The sequence below is a fragment of the Arthrobacter sp. sptzw32 genome, from assembly GCF_059089735.1.
Genome location: NZ_JBNHEZ010000002.1, coordinates 78,350 through 91,134, shown reverse-complemented (window position 1 = coordinate 91,134; position 12,785 = coordinate 78,350). Strand labels below are relative to the sequence as shown.

Here is a 12,785-nt window from a genome sequence, read left to right as displayed (position 1 = left end):
ATCCTGGCTGCCGCCCCTGTTTTGTTTCATCGGGTCTCCCCTGGTTCCGGCACCAGGTGGGGATTTTCAGGTCCCGCAGAAGGTCTGGTAGCTGCCGAAGTCCTCCGGCGCTCCTTCGGCATAGCGTTCCAGCCCGGGCCTCTCACTGAACGGGGCACTGACCACGTCCAGGAGCCGGGTAAAGGGATCAAGGTCTCCCCCCGTTGCTGCGGCGAGCGCTTCCTCCACCAAATGGTTGCGCGGGATGTAGGCGGGATTGACCGTGTCCATCAGGTCCCCGTCCGGTTGCAAGGCGCGCCACCGCCCGGCCCAGGCATCGAAGGCCGCCAGGTCAAGAACCATTCCGCGGGCGGGGCGGTCGTTGCCCCTGGCCGCGTGCGAGAGGTTGCGGAAAAAGGACGTGTAGTCGATCGGTCCGTCCTTCAGCAGGGCCACCAGCCCGTCCACCAGCTCCGAGGCCTCTTCGGCCTCCGCGCTTCCGGCCGGGGCTTCCGCCAGGCCGAGTTTGGTTTTCATGCCGGCGAACCAGGCGTCACTGTATTGCCGGCGGAACTTGCCAAGTGCTTCCACCGCTGGGGCAACGGCCTGTTCCTGGTCTTCATGGAAGAGTGGCAGCATGGCCTCGGCCAGGCGGGCCAGATTCCATTCCGCGATAACCGGCTGGTTGGCGTAGGCGTAGCGCCCGCCCACATCGATGGAGCTGTACACCGCGGCCGGGTTGAAGGCGTCCATGAAAGCGCAGGGCCCATAATCGATGGTTTCCCCGGAGATGGTCATGTTGTCCGTGTTCATCACGCCGTGGACGAATCCCACCAGCATCCACTGGGCCACCAGTTCCGCCTGGGTGGACACCACTGCTTCGAAGAGCGCCAGGTACGGGTTTTCGGCGTTTGCGGCCTGGGGGTGGTGCCGGCTGATCGCATGGTCCGCCAGGCGGCGCAGGAGGTCCATGTTTTCGGTGGCCCGTGCGTACTGGAAGCTCCCCACGCGCAGATGGCTGCTGGCCACCCGTGTCAGTACCGCCCCTGGAAGCATGGTCTCCCTGCGCACCGGCCGGCCAGTGGCCACGACGGCAAGGGAGCGCGTTGAGGGGATGCCGAGTGCGTGCATCGCCTCACTGATGAGGTACTCGCGCAGCATGGGTCCGACGACGGCCCGCCCGTCCCCGGCACGGGCGAAGGGAGTGCGGCCCGACCCTTTCAGGTGGATGTCCCGCAGCCGGCCGTCCGGGCCCGTCAGCTCACCTAGCAGGAGTGCGCGGCCGTCGCCGAGCAGGGGCGAGTAGCCGCCGAACTGGTGGCCGGCGTAGGCCTGGGCCACCGGCGTCGATCCTTCCGGAACGTGGTTTCCGAGGAGGAGGCGTACGCCCTCCGCGGACCGAAGGTATTCCGGATCGAGTCCCAGATCCCCTGCCAGCGCATCATTGAGAACCAGCAGCTTTGGATCAGGTGCTTCCTCTGCCTGCCAGGGAACCGCCAGCTCGGGCAGTTCCCGGGCAAAGCGTCCGTCCAAAGCGACAGTTGTTTCTGCAGCAGCTGTCATGTGTTAAGCCTTTCCTCGTGGTTCGTTCTCCGGTTTATCAGCCATGTGACAAACCAGAGCACAACGCCGATGGCCATCAGACCGCCGGCAATTTGGTACTGGATGACGTTCCTGCCCACCCATGGGCCGGCAAGGAAAGCGCACAGCAGGGCCGCCACCAGCGGCAACTGCCCGGGCGAGGTGAAGAACACCTTGCGGTTGGGGTCCCGCTTGCGGCGCAGTACAAGGCAGGCAACGTTTACTACCGTGAAGACGCAGAGCAGCAGGAAGGCAGTGGTCCCGGACAGGTTGGCCACGATGTTGCTTTCCGGATCGCTGGTGACGTACAGGATGAGTCCCAGCGCCAGGACGGTGGAGAAGACGATGCCGGCCCACGGGGTACGGCGGCCCGGCAGGACCTTTCCGAGGGTACGCGGCAGGACGTGCTGGCGTGCCATTCCGTAGATGAGGCGGCTGGCCATCAGCATGTTGATCAGTGCTGTGTTGGCTACGGCGAAGACCGCCAGGAACGGAAAGATCCTGTCTATCGGGAAGTCGGGCGAACCCTTGTGGACCACCTCAAGAAGCGCGGCTCCTTCGGCTTCCCGAATGTTCTCAAGCTCGGTTGGCGTCAGTACGCTGACCACCGAGACAGCCACCAGCATGTAAAGGAGTACAGCTATTCCCAGCCCGGTCAGCATAGTGCGCGGGAAGATTTTTTCCGGATTCCTGGTTTCCTCCACCATGTTCACGGAGTCCTCGAAGCCCACCATGGCGAAGAACGCGATGGAGGTGGCGGCCGTAACGGCCAGGAACAATCCCTTGTCCTGGTAGTCGCTGAAGACAAGGATCTCGCCGGGGTTTCCGGTGCCCTGGGACATCGCGAAGAAGCCGACGCCGATCACAATGCACAGCGCGATCATTTCCACCAGGGTGAGGACAACGTTGAACTTGACGCTTTCCCCCACGCCGCGCAGGTTGATGATGGCCAGGAGCAGCATAAAGGCCATGGCGACGGCGGTGATGACACCTTGCCCGGGAAGTCCCATCCAGCCGTTGATCTCGAACCCGCCGAAGAGGTTTTGGGCCAGGACGTTGGCGGAGGTGGAGGCGCTGGTGATGCCCGAACAAACCACGGCGAAGGCCACCAGGAAGGTGACGAAGTGGATCCCGAATGCTTTGTGCGTATAGAGGGCAGCCCCGGCGGCCTGGGGGTACTGCGTGACCAGTTCCAGGTAGGAGAAGGCGGTCAGTGTGGCCACCACGAAGGCCAGCAGGAAGGGCAGCCACACGATGCCGCCCACCGTTCCGGCCATGGTCCCCGTGACGGCGTAAACACCGGCGCCGAGGATGTCGCCCACGATGAAGAGCAGGAGGAGTTTGGGGCCGAGGACCCGTTTGAGCTCGGGTTCCTTTCCTTCAGGAGTAGCGTCGAAGACTTCTTCGGAAGTTTTGCTCATTGTCGACCTCCACGAGAGGTTGGGCGGCTGCGCCCGGGCGGTATGCCGGATAGTTCACTCTCTACCCCCTGCAGGTGTTTGGCAATCAGCAGCCCCACGCCGTCCCCGCTGCCCGGCACGGGGTTGGCATGCCACCGCCGGCGCTTTGGAAAGGCGATATGGTCCAGGTCCTCGGCCGCCATCACCTTTGTGCCCGCGGCGCGCAAGTCCGCCTGCGCCACCAACTCGCTGACGTCGTCGTACCTTGCCGAAAAGTGCGTGAGCACAAGCGTGTCAACACCGGCGTCGGCTGCAAGCTTCCCCGCCTGCCCCGCAGTCAGGTGCAGATACCTGCCGGCGAGCGCGGCGTCGTCGTCGCTGAAGGTGGACTCGGCCACGAGGAGGTCCACGCCGTCGGCCAGCTCCTCAGCCCCCGCACAGGGAGCGGTGTCCATGACGAAGGCGAAGCGCTGGCCGGGCCGTGGGACACTGACGTCGGCGAGATGGACCCCCGCCAGCGTGCCCTCTCGCTGCAGCCGCCCGATGTCCGGCCCGTGGATCCCTGCCGCCGCCAGACGGTCCGGGAGCAGGCTGCGGCTGTCCGGTTCGAGGAGCCGGTAGCCGTACGTTTCAAGGCGGTGGTTCAGCGCCCGGACCTCAAGCCCTTCGGCCACCGTTCCGTTGCCGCCGTGCGGATGAAGCCTTAGGTCTATTCCGGGCGAACTGATGGACACGAGCGCCCGGACCACGTCCTCTCCGGACGCCGGGTAATGGAGATGGACGGGGTGGGCCACGCCGTCCAGCGCCATGCGGGACAGCACCCCGGGCAAGCCGTAGCAGTGGTCGCCGTGCACATGCGTCAGGCAGATCCGGGTGATGTGTGTTGCGGATACGCCTGCGTGGATCATTTGGCGTTGGGTTCCCTCGCCGGGGTCGAAGAGCAGCCCCTGGCCGTCCCACCGAAGCAGGTAGCCATTGTGGTTGCGGGTTCTGGTGGGTACCTGGGAGGCGGTGCCCAGGACAACGAGTTCACGCATGTCTGCGGGAGACCAAAAAGCAGGTTCCGGAATCATCCGGGACCTGCTTCGTGGTTCGTTGTGATGGGTCAGCGCCGCTTGAGCATGCCCATGATTTTGCCGGCCATGCCGCCGGTTCCGGCCCTGCCGCCCATGGCCCCGGTGGTGTTGGGCGTCCGCCCTGTTGTGTTCATTCCGGTGCCGCGGACTGTCCCGGTGGTGCCGGACCTGCCGGCGAACCGTCCAGCGGCATTCCTGATCATGCTTCCCAAGTTCATGTGAAACTCCTTCAGTCTTGACCCGGCCAACCGATATTCATCAGCCTGCTTATTATTTTAGCGCAGTTTCGTTTTTCGGCCAGAGCGGGCGTGGTTTCTTTTGCCGGCCCTGCCGCGGGTTTTAGCGCTCCAGGTCGTCGGGATCGAACTCGCTCAGGGGCGAGCCGCCGAAGTTTTCCTGATCGTCGCTGGCATCGGCTTCCCGGCCGGTGGGGTCCTCGCCGAAGTCGACGTCGGCCACCGCCTCGCCAAGGGTGGGCGTGCTCGCCGGCAATTCGTCCCCAGCCCCGTCGCGGGTTGCTTTCATGTCATCCCGCAGGGTCTGGTCGCTGAGGAAATCTTCCTCCTCGCCGGAAACCTCATCCTGAAGCAGCGGGTCCTCCTGCCAGCGGTCCGGGTTGTTTTCCGCAGCGCCGGGGTAGCTGTCAGGTTCACCGTTGGTCAAGGGATCCAGTTCAAAGGATGAGGCCGCGCCCGGGGTCTCGTCGAGGAGCACGTCGTTCTCTTCGACAATTTCAAGTTCGTCGTCAGGCAGGTTCTGTTCCGTCATGGTGATGCCTCTCTGTTCAGCAGCGTACGGGTAATAGTAAGCATACTGACGAACGGACGGCAGTGTGAACTGTCCGCCCCGGTATCAGCCTGGCGGCCGCCAGCTGCGGCCCCTACTGCGCCTGACTCCCGGGCTGCTCCTGGTCGAGTGCCATCAGGGTCAGCACTGCCACCTGATAGCCCCCGGCGCCGTCCACCAGCTGGTAGCAGAACCGTTCGCGGGCGTGGCCATGGTAGGACCAGGTGACAGCGGCCCAGGCACTGCCTGGCGTCTCGGCCAGCACCTCCACCTGCTTGTCGACGTCATTGACACCCTCGTACTGCATCCACGAGGAGGCGAAAAACTCCTCTGTCTGCCGCTGCTCCGTGACGGCGAGCAAGTGCCCGGGAAAAACGATCAGCGAGGGAACGGGGTAGAGCCGGCCCATCGCCACTTCGTCGCGGGCAAGCAGGGCGGAGGCATAGCGGTCGAAAAAATCCATGACCCTCTGGTTGGTTTCCGCTTGCATGGCGCTCCCGGTGCTCGTGCTGCTGTTGGGGTCAAGGCGCAGCCGGCCCCTCGACGCCCCTATCCCCCGTCAGATTCCGGATCAGTGCAGGAGCCACGATGCGTCCTGTGGCGGTTCGGGCTTGCGGCGCAGTTTCCGGACCAGAATGAGGAAGGGCCAGGCCAGCAGCTGCAGGACGCCTGCGGCCAGCAACAGACCCACCGCAAGCAGGAGCACCGGCGAGTACAGAAGAAAAACACCAAATGCGGCTGCAATGTATCCCGCAATCAGCGCCAATGCTGCTCCAGGATCCATTGAAACTCCTCTCAATTGTTGGGGGTGAATTTGCCGGCTGAGGTTGCCGGCAGAAAAGACGCCTTGGACGGCCCTGCAGGAGTCGCCGGGCGGGGAAAAGTGAACTTGACGGCGGGAGTGCCAGGAAGAATGTGAACGGCCACGGGGCAGGCTCCGGACTGCCGGGGCATCCACACCCAGCGAGCGATGGTGGCCGCATGCTTCTAAACGGTCATATAAGCGTACTCTCCTGCCGCCGGGCGAGGAAGAAGAAACAGCCTGCCTGGCGGCCATAACAGCCACGAAGTCAGGCACTTGCTGTCGCTGGGAAGGACAGCGGGTAGATACTGGGGGAAGCCCTGCAAACCAAAGGCAGCAACCATCAGGAGCACGAAGGAGCCATGCAGGAGGCACGGGCCATAGTTGCCGGCTACGACGGTTCGACCCCCGCCGCAGAGGCTGTCCGCTGGGCAGCGCGGCAGGCACGCCTTCGGGGCCGGGTGCTGCATGTGGTGCATTGCTCCATATGGCCACTGCTGACCAGGCACCTCGGTCCTGTTCCCGGTGTCTCAGACAGCGGGCTGGAACGCTCCGCCGAGGCCATCCTCGAGGAAGGACTCAGCCTTGCCAACGCTGCCGAGCCGGGGCTGGCGGTTGACTGCACCCTGCTGCATGGCCTTCCCGCCCAGGAACTCGCCGGTATATCCGCGCGCCAGGAAATGGTGGTGGTGGGAAGCCGGGGCCTCGGCGGCTTCCTGGGCCTGATCGTAGGGTCAGTCAGCCTGGAGCTGGCTGCCACGGCCTCCTGTCCCGTCGCTGTCATCCGCCCAGACCTCCGCCCGGATGGTCCGGTAGTGGTTGCTGTTGATGAAGGAGGTTCACCGGTTGCGCTGGAAGATGCGTGCACCCTGGCGTCGGCAACCAGGGCGAGACTCGCCGTCGTTCATGTCCGGCACATCCCCGGCGGCTACCAGCGCTTCCACGCCGGCACGGAAGCAGGAGCCGCCCCCGAGGCAGCCCTGCGGTCCGCCGTCCAGGCCGCACGCACACTCGCCCCCGCGGCAGACATCCAGGAAGTGCTGCTCACTGACACCTCCATCCCCCATGCCATCCTCGATGCCTCACGGGGCGCCTCAATCGTGGTTGTTGGTACACAAGGCCGCGGGCTCGTCAGGGAAACCATCGGTTCCATCGCCCACGCGGTACTTCACCACGCGCAGGGTCCTGTGCTCGTCTCCCGGCGCTGACACCTCATGGGTAATCCGGGCCGGAAACGGGGGCTTCAACAGGAAGATTAGGGGGATTGCCGGTATCGACAAGCAGTGCCACGGGAGGCCGCGTTGCGGCAGATGTTCGGCCCGTCAGCGGCCACCAGTTTCGCTTCCCCTATGCCGAATACAGCGACTCGACCCTGGCAGCAATCCGCCACCTGTATACCAATCACCGCGCCTTTGATGACGACGGGACGGAAGACTCCGGCTTCAACACCCGCACCAACTACAACCCCTACAACCTGAGGGTGAAGTTCGTTGAGGCGACGACGACCACGGAAACCGTGCAGGGCTGGATCGACTCCGCCAAAGCGAACAACGCCTGGCTGATCCTGTCCTATCACGGGGTGGGCGGGAACATAGGCGGCAGCGTCTACACCACGGACACTGCAGTTCTGGACGCAGACATGAAAGCTGTGCGGGACAGCGGCCTCGATGTCGTCACGGTTGCACAAGGTGCAGCCGAAGTCCTGTCGCAGGTATCCGGCAACTAGCAGGAGCCTGCGAAAGGCTGCCTCGGCGGCCAACGAGGGGTCTTCCGGCCGCGCTCCTCCCCGGCGCGACCCCCGCGGCAGCATAGGCTGACCGGGTGACTCCCGCCCCGTCCCCCAGCCCGCTTGATGTCGTGGTCCACTCGGGGCCAGCCGACTGGTGGGTTATCCTCGCCGGTTTAGGTCCGTTGGCTGTCCTCGTCGCAGCCCTGCTCGCCTTCTACATCAACTGGCGCACACTCAAGCAACGCACGGCAGCAGACAAGACCTCGTTGGACCAAAAGCGGGAAGCGGATGCCCAGGCGCTGCAGCAGAAGACAGAAGCGGACAGCCGTGCTGAATGGTGGCGCCGAACGCAGTGGGCGCTGGACCGGGCACTGGACGAGGACGAAGGTACAAAGGCTTTGGGGCTGGCAACCCTGGAAGTCCTGGCACGCAGCGACCTGGCACGTACCGAGGAACTCGAGTTATTCGACATCGCCTGGAAAAACGTCGCAGGTGAGGACACCAGCGATGACAACGGGCAGGAGGACCGCCTGGACCAGGAGTTCATGTTCGTGGACTCAGGTGGCAACATAAGCGAGAATGGAACAACTGATGAGGGCAAGATCAAGGAGGCTGGACCATGAGCGCTGCATCATCTGAACACCGCTTCGTCCATACTCCCCGAACCGGCACTTCCGCCAAACCGGCGCAACGGAAAACCACCCCTGCCGAGCATCGCGTTCAGGTGGCAGCAGCCAGGCTGCGCGTCACCCTCGATGAACGCCTCGGACGCGAAACGCCGGCCAAGACCAAGGCGCTCGCCAAGGAACCCATCTAGGTTCCGCGGATAATCCATGGGGCCGCAACCCGGGCGTGTCTGGAACAGGTGACTGGTGGCTGCAGTAATTCTGGGGTGGGACCCCAGTAAGCGGAACCGTTGGAACTACCGTGCCGTCGTCGAGAAGGTCGCGCGGTCCGGAAAGGTCCTGGAATGCTGGAGCGTTGGCTGCCACCCGGACATTCCCGTGGGAACCGAGGCCTGGCTCCTGCTGCAGGGCAGCAGCGACGCCGGCACCGGCCTCATAGGGCATGGCGTCGTTATGTCCGAAGCGTCCGAGGCCAGGCAGTTGGATGAGCCTGCCGCGACAGACTGGTACGTCACGGTCGCTTTCGATGCACTCCTCCCGTTTGGTGAGCAAATACGGCCTGAGGTCCTCACTGCAGCCCTCCCCGAAGACTTGTGGAGGGACGCCATGCCTCAGGCAGTCCTCGCCGTTCCGCCCGGAGCGGACCGTGACCTTCGCCGGTTGTGGCGGGACTACGGGCCAGCGGTAAAAGAGCCCCTTCAGCTGGTTCCCGGAACTTACCCGCCAGACGCTGTGAACACTGTGGAGGTGAGCCGCTACGAGCAGGACCCTGACGCACGCCGGATGTGCCTGGCATTCCACGGAACAGCCTGCGCGGCGTGCGGTTTCTCCTTCGAGGCTGCCTACGGCGACCTTGGCACCGGTTTCATCGACGTGCACCACATAGCGCCCCCGGCGTTGCTCGAGGGCGGGTACCAGCTTGACCCGGTGGCTGACCTCGTACCGCTGTGCCCCAATTGCCATGCCATGATCCACCGCGCCGTGGTGTCGCCGCGCACAGTGTCAGAACTCCGCGAAATCATTGCCGCCTCCGGCCACATGAGGGGCGAGGTGGTGAGTGCGCTTGCCTTGGCAGCCCAGGAGGATGCGCGGCGGATTCTTGAAGCGCGCTCCATCCTGAAGGACCTGAGCTGAGGAAAATGCGGTGACGAAGGGGGCAAGATACGGCGGACCGCACTGGCGGCGGGTGGTGGCTACTCTTGCCAACCCAGACGCCCGGACTGCCCACGCGCAAATTGTGCTCGGCGCTAAGCTCCCCGAGGTGCTTGCCGGCCTGAAGGACCAACGGCGAAACAGGGCGCTCGCAGCGCTCGTTGAATCCGGGCTGGTTGAGCGGAATGCCGACGGCGAACTGGTTGCGCCTGAGTCGATCTTCCGGGACCTTTTGGCTCAGCAGCCGCGGCGGCAGGCGCAGACCGGGTTGGCACGCTTCATGCGGCTGGGCAGGATCGAGAGGTATCCGGCCAACCTGTCGGAGCGCCGGGAGCTTTTGGCCTGGATTGCCAGCGAAACCGTGGAGCCGGGCGAGAGCCTGACTGAGAAGCAGGTCAATGAGCGGCTGCTCAGCTATACGGACGACGTCGTGCTGCTGCGCCGCTATCTGGTGGACTTCGGACTTCTGCAACGCACCGCCTCGGGATCCTCCTACAGCAGGCAGGAAGACGTTTAGGCGTCCGCTGGTTCTCGTGAGCTTCGCATCCCCTTATAGGCTGCCCCTGCCCCCACCACCAAAAGGAGGACGGCGAGATACACCGGGCCCAGGTGCCCAAGGGTGGCAAAGCCCCAGGGGTAGTGGGCCGGGACTGCCACTGCGAGTCCCACGGCCGAGACGATAAGGGCTGTGGTGAGGGCCCATCGTTCTCCCCGGCGGACTCCGTACCAGGACAGGCCTGCAAGGGCCAGCCCGGTTGCGGCTATGAAGCCGCTCAGAGCTATGTGCAAGTGGCTGATGTAGTGGGACAGCTGCGGGCTGAACGCTTCAACATCAGCTTTCCCCTTGTCCACCTGATCCGGGCCGATGCCCAACTCCAGGAAAGCGCCTGTGAAGTTGAGTACCAGAAAAACCGCGGCGTATGCCACGAAGGCCAACCCGGCAAGCGTCATCAGGGCGGCTCCCGTCCGAAGACGTGAGTGTTGGCCAGAGGTGGCGTGGATGGCAGGCATGCCCACCACCCCCTCTCCTGTTCACTTCGGTACTAAATGAGGGCCCTTTGATTGTGGGCCTGCGAAGTGAAACTTCTCAACAAGGAGATTCCTGCCAGCGCCGGGAATCTTTCCGGTGCTTTGCCGGACTAGCCGATTCGGGTGTAGCTGGTTTCCGTCTTTCCCAAGGGAGCCGAGTGGAGCGTCACGTAGGTGCCCTGGGCTCTGTTGGCGCTGCCTGAAAGGGCGCCGGGACGGGAGACGTAGCTTCCCTCAAGGCGGGGTGAGGCTTCGCGGTCGGTGGGAAGGCTGACGTAGCTTCCTCCCCGGGGCACACTGTTCCTGATGGTCGCCTGGAATTCCTGGTTTACGGTCAGTTCGGACTGCAGAGTCATGGTGTCTCCTGGTTATTGGGGGCTTGCCGGCGTCGCCGGCCGCAGTAGGTGCAGGCTGTTTCCCATAAGGGACGGTGGTCACCGGGAGTTAGGCCTACGGGCGGCTGCAAGTACGTGGGGAGGTTGCCCGGCGCCGAGGAGAGCCCCTACGCCTGACTCAACTCTACGCTATTAATATGACAAGCTCATAATAAGGTGCGCGACCTCACGGGTTTGGAAACAAGCACTTCCTTTGCGCCCGTCGGGGTTATCCTCAAAGTGCGTATCCAGTTGTGGGGGGCATCCGGGCGGGGGCTACGCGCACCCGCGGTGTGACTGCCGCGGGCCAGTTTCAATATTTGGACTCACACCGGGAAAACCCGGCGGATTACAAAGGAAACAGCATGGGCCGCCGGCACGCAGCATCTGACCCGACTTATCCGCGCTGGATCTGGATTGCTGCTGCGGCCACGGTGGCACTTCTCATCGTTGGGGGCGCATTTGTGCTGCGGGCACTGATTTTTCCCGCCTCTTCAGGCGAAGGTGGGACTTCCGGCGGTAATGGCAGCCCACCAGCAGCAGGAGAACCGCTGGCACAGGACAGTCCCGCCGCCGTCGCCGGCGCAGCTCCGTGCATTTCCTTGAAGATCCTTACTTCACTGGAAAACGCCGGGATGGTCCGGGCCCTGGCGGCGGAGTACACCGCGAAACCCCGCAGCGTGGACGGCAAGTGCGTGACGCCGGCAGTTACCGAGGAAAAGTCGGGGGTGGCCGCCGGCAAGGCAGCGGCCCTGTTTCCCGGCGTTCCGGCCGGTGACAAGCCCTCCGTGTGGCTGCCGGACTCCTCCGCGTGGCTGCAACTCGCAGCCCTGGACACGGCTGGAAGCCCCGTCCCGTCGGAGGGAATGAGCCTTGCCAGGAGTGCTGTGGTGGTGGCCATGCCGGAGACAATGGCTAAAGCCCTCGGTTGGGACAGCAAAGCGCCATCGTGGTCGGAAGTCTTTCGGATGGCCGAGAATCAAGATGCCTGGGAACGCCTCGGCCACGGCGACTGGGGGAAATTCAAGTTCGGCAAAGCGAGTCCGCTGGTCTCGACGTCGGGCTTAATGGCCTTGGCAGCTTCCTACGGCGCCGCAGGGGGCAGTGTCGGGGGCTTGGACGACATGGACCTGGATACTCCTTCCTTAAAGGAAAAGGTGCGCGCCGTGGAATTGGGCACCAGCCACTACATGGCCACCCCCGAGCATTTCCTGTGGCATGCGAGGGAGGCTGATGACGCCGGGAAGGTCGCAGAGTTCCTCTCCGCAGTGATTGTGGACGAAAAATCCGTTTGGGATTACAACCGGGGAGTATTCAGCGAGGACGGAAAGGCCCAGCAAACCGGTCCCCCACCCCGGGAGCCCCTCCGTGCCATCTATCCCTCCGACGGGGTGCACGTGGCTGACAACCCGGCTGTCATTCTTGACGGTGAATGGGTGGATAGCCAGCAGCGCTTGGCGGCCCAGGATTTCCTTGCGTTCGCGGTGACTGAGCAGGGCCAGCAGGTTGTCAAGGCGTCCGGGTACCGCACAATTCAGGGCAAGCTGGATGCGGGGGTGGCCGGAGTGGGCCGATACGCGGAGACGCTTCAGCCACTGCCGCTGCCCAGGTCGGAGGTGCTTTCTGGCCTTCAGGGCAGTTTCCCCGAGGTCCGAAAGCGGGCCAGGGCCTTGTTCCTGCTCGATATTTCGGAGTCAATGGTGCAGGAGCCCGGCCTGACCAAGCTGCAGCGGGCGAAGGATGCCGTTCTGAAAGCACTGGACCATTTTGTGGGTGAGGATGAAATTGGCCTTGCCGCTTTCTCCCAAGTGGGGGACGGCCCTTTGACGCCCGGCGTCGTAAGCCCGGTTGCCCCGTTCAAGACGAACAAGGACCACCTCATCGCAAAGCTCAACGAGCTCCAGGCAGTCGATGCCACGCCTCTCTTTGAGGCGGTGAGCCGCTTCGCCGGCGACCAGGCCAGGGAATACAAGGACACCTACATCAACACCATCGTGCTCTTGAGCGACGGCAAAAACGATACAACGCATCCGGGAGACCTCAGCGGGCTCGCAGAACAGTTAAGCCACCAGAACCACTCGACGCCGGTGCTCGTCTTCACACTCGCTTACGGGCCTGACGCGGATGTCCCCACTTTGCTGGGGATCGCCAGGGCAAGCGGGGCCCACTACTATGACGCGACAGATCCACAAAGACTCGAAGAGGTGCTCGGCGAGCTGGTGACCAGTTTCTAGGCCAGCAACGGGAAAGA

At 63.9% G+C, this 12,785-nt stretch carries 16 protein-coding genes; 7 read left to right on the top strand and 9 right to left on the bottom strand.

What is annotated here, in order from left to right:
- Window positions 1–66: 66 nt before the first annotated feature.
- The 7 genes from AC5RVN_RS03945 to AC5RVN_RS03915 form a co-directional block, all read right to left on the bottom strand.
- The gene (locus AC5RVN_RS03945) at window positions 67–1,542 is read right to left on the bottom strand and encodes a protein adenylyltransferase SelO (RefSeq protein WP_494039837.1); all 1,476 of its coding nucleotides are present in this window, start codon (window positions 1,540–1,542) and stop codon (window positions 67–69) included.
- Entirely contained in the window at window positions 1,539–2,981 is a 1,443-nt protein-coding gene (locus AC5RVN_RS03940; RefSeq protein WP_494137139.1) for an APC family permease, read from the bottom strand. Before AC5RVN_RS03940 ends, AC5RVN_RS03945 begins: the two co-directional genes overlap by 4 nt.
- Complete coding sequence (locus AC5RVN_RS03935; RefSeq protein ID WP_494104906.1) at window positions 2,978–3,997, bottom strand: ribonuclease Z; 1,020 nt, start codon at window positions 3,995–3,997, stop codon at window positions 2,978–2,980. The genes AC5RVN_RS03940 and AC5RVN_RS03935 overlap by 4 nt, the downstream gene beginning before the upstream one ends.
- 68 nt (window positions 3,998–4,065) lie before the next feature.
- Window positions 4,066–4,254, bottom strand: coding sequence for a hypothetical protein (locus AC5RVN_RS03930; protein WP_494039840.1), 189 nt, complete (start codon window positions 4,252–4,254; stop codon window positions 4,066–4,068).
- A 121-nt stretch (window positions 4,255–4,375) separates the two neighbouring features.
- Window positions 4,376–4,804 (bottom strand): hypothetical protein, encoded by a 429-nt coding sequence (locus tag AC5RVN_RS03925; protein WP_494039841.1) that lies wholly within the window; start codon window positions 4,802–4,804, stop codon window positions 4,376–4,378.
- A 112-nt stretch (window positions 4,805–4,916) separates the two neighbouring features.
- Window positions 4,917–5,285, bottom strand: a complete 369-nt coding sequence (locus AC5RVN_RS03920) for a hypothetical protein (RefSeq protein ID WP_494137138.1) — start codon at window positions 5,283–5,285, stop codon at window positions 4,917–4,919.
- Between the two features lie 108 nt (window positions 5,286–5,393).
- Window positions 5,394–5,606 (bottom strand): hypothetical protein, encoded by a 213-nt coding sequence (locus tag AC5RVN_RS03915; RefSeq protein ID WP_494039843.1) that lies wholly within the window; start codon window positions 5,604–5,606, stop codon window positions 5,394–5,396.
- Between the two features lie 380 nt (window positions 5,607–5,986).
- Here AC5RVN_RS03915 and AC5RVN_RS03910 point away from each other — a divergent pair, with 380 nt between their 5' ends.
- The 6 genes from AC5RVN_RS03910 (at window position 5,987) to AC5RVN_RS03885 (ending at window position 9,648) form a co-directional block, all read left to right on the top strand.
- Window positions 5,987–6,832 (top strand): universal stress protein, encoded by an 846-nt coding sequence (locus AC5RVN_RS03910; protein ID WP_494104881.1) that lies wholly within the window; start codon window positions 5,987–5,989, stop codon window positions 6,830–6,832.
- 56 nt (window positions 6,833–6,888) lie between these two features.
- The gene (locus AC5RVN_RS03905; protein WP_494104882.1) at window positions 6,889–7,350 is read left to right on the top strand and encodes a polysaccharide deacetylase family protein; all 462 of its coding nucleotides are present in this window, start codon (window positions 6,889–6,891) and stop codon (window positions 7,348–7,350) included.
- 95 nt (window positions 7,351–7,445) lie between these two features.
- Window positions 7,446–7,976 (top strand): hypothetical protein, encoded by a 531-nt coding sequence (locus AC5RVN_RS03900; protein WP_494039846.1) that lies wholly within the window; start codon window positions 7,446–7,448, stop codon window positions 7,974–7,976.
- Window positions 7,973–8,170 carry a hypothetical protein gene (locus tag AC5RVN_RS03895; protein ID WP_494039847.1) on the top strand — a complete coding sequence of 66 codons (198 nt, stop codon included), beginning with the start codon at window positions 7,973–7,975 and terminating at the stop codon, window positions 8,168–8,170. Before AC5RVN_RS03900 ends, AC5RVN_RS03895 begins: the two co-directional genes overlap by 4 nt.
- Window positions 8,171–8,225: 55 nt before the next feature.
- A complete protein-coding gene (locus AC5RVN_RS03890) occupies window positions 8,226–9,113 on the top strand; it encodes an HNH endonuclease (RefSeq protein WP_494137137.1) in 888 nt (295 codons plus the stop codon).
- Window positions 9,114–9,123: 10 nt separating this feature from the next.
- Window positions 9,124–9,648 (top strand): DUF2087 domain-containing protein, encoded by a 525-nt coding sequence (locus AC5RVN_RS03885; RefSeq protein ID WP_494039849.1) that lies wholly within the window; start codon window positions 9,124–9,126, stop codon window positions 9,646–9,648.
- On the opposite strand, the gene AC5RVN_RS03880 is transcribed toward AC5RVN_RS03885, so the two are convergent.
- Window positions 9,645–10,142 (bottom strand): hypothetical protein, encoded by a 498-nt coding sequence (locus AC5RVN_RS03880; protein ID WP_494039850.1) that lies wholly within the window; start codon window positions 10,140–10,142, stop codon window positions 9,645–9,647. The genes AC5RVN_RS03885 and AC5RVN_RS03880 overlap by 4 nt on opposite strands.
- Window positions 10,143–10,270: 128 nt before the next feature.
- Window positions 10,271–10,516 carry a hypothetical protein gene (locus AC5RVN_RS03875; RefSeq protein ID WP_494039851.1) on the bottom strand — a complete coding sequence of 82 codons (246 nt, stop codon included), beginning with the start codon at window positions 10,514–10,516 and terminating at the stop codon, window positions 10,271–10,273.
- A 383-nt stretch (window positions 10,517–10,899) separates the two neighbouring features.
- Between AC5RVN_RS03875 and AC5RVN_RS03870 the strand changes: the two genes are divergently transcribed.
- Entirely contained in the window at window positions 10,900–12,768 is a 1,869-nt protein-coding gene (locus AC5RVN_RS03870; protein WP_494137136.1) for a vWA domain-containing protein, read from the top strand.
- Window positions 12,769–12,785: the final 17 nt, after the last annotated feature.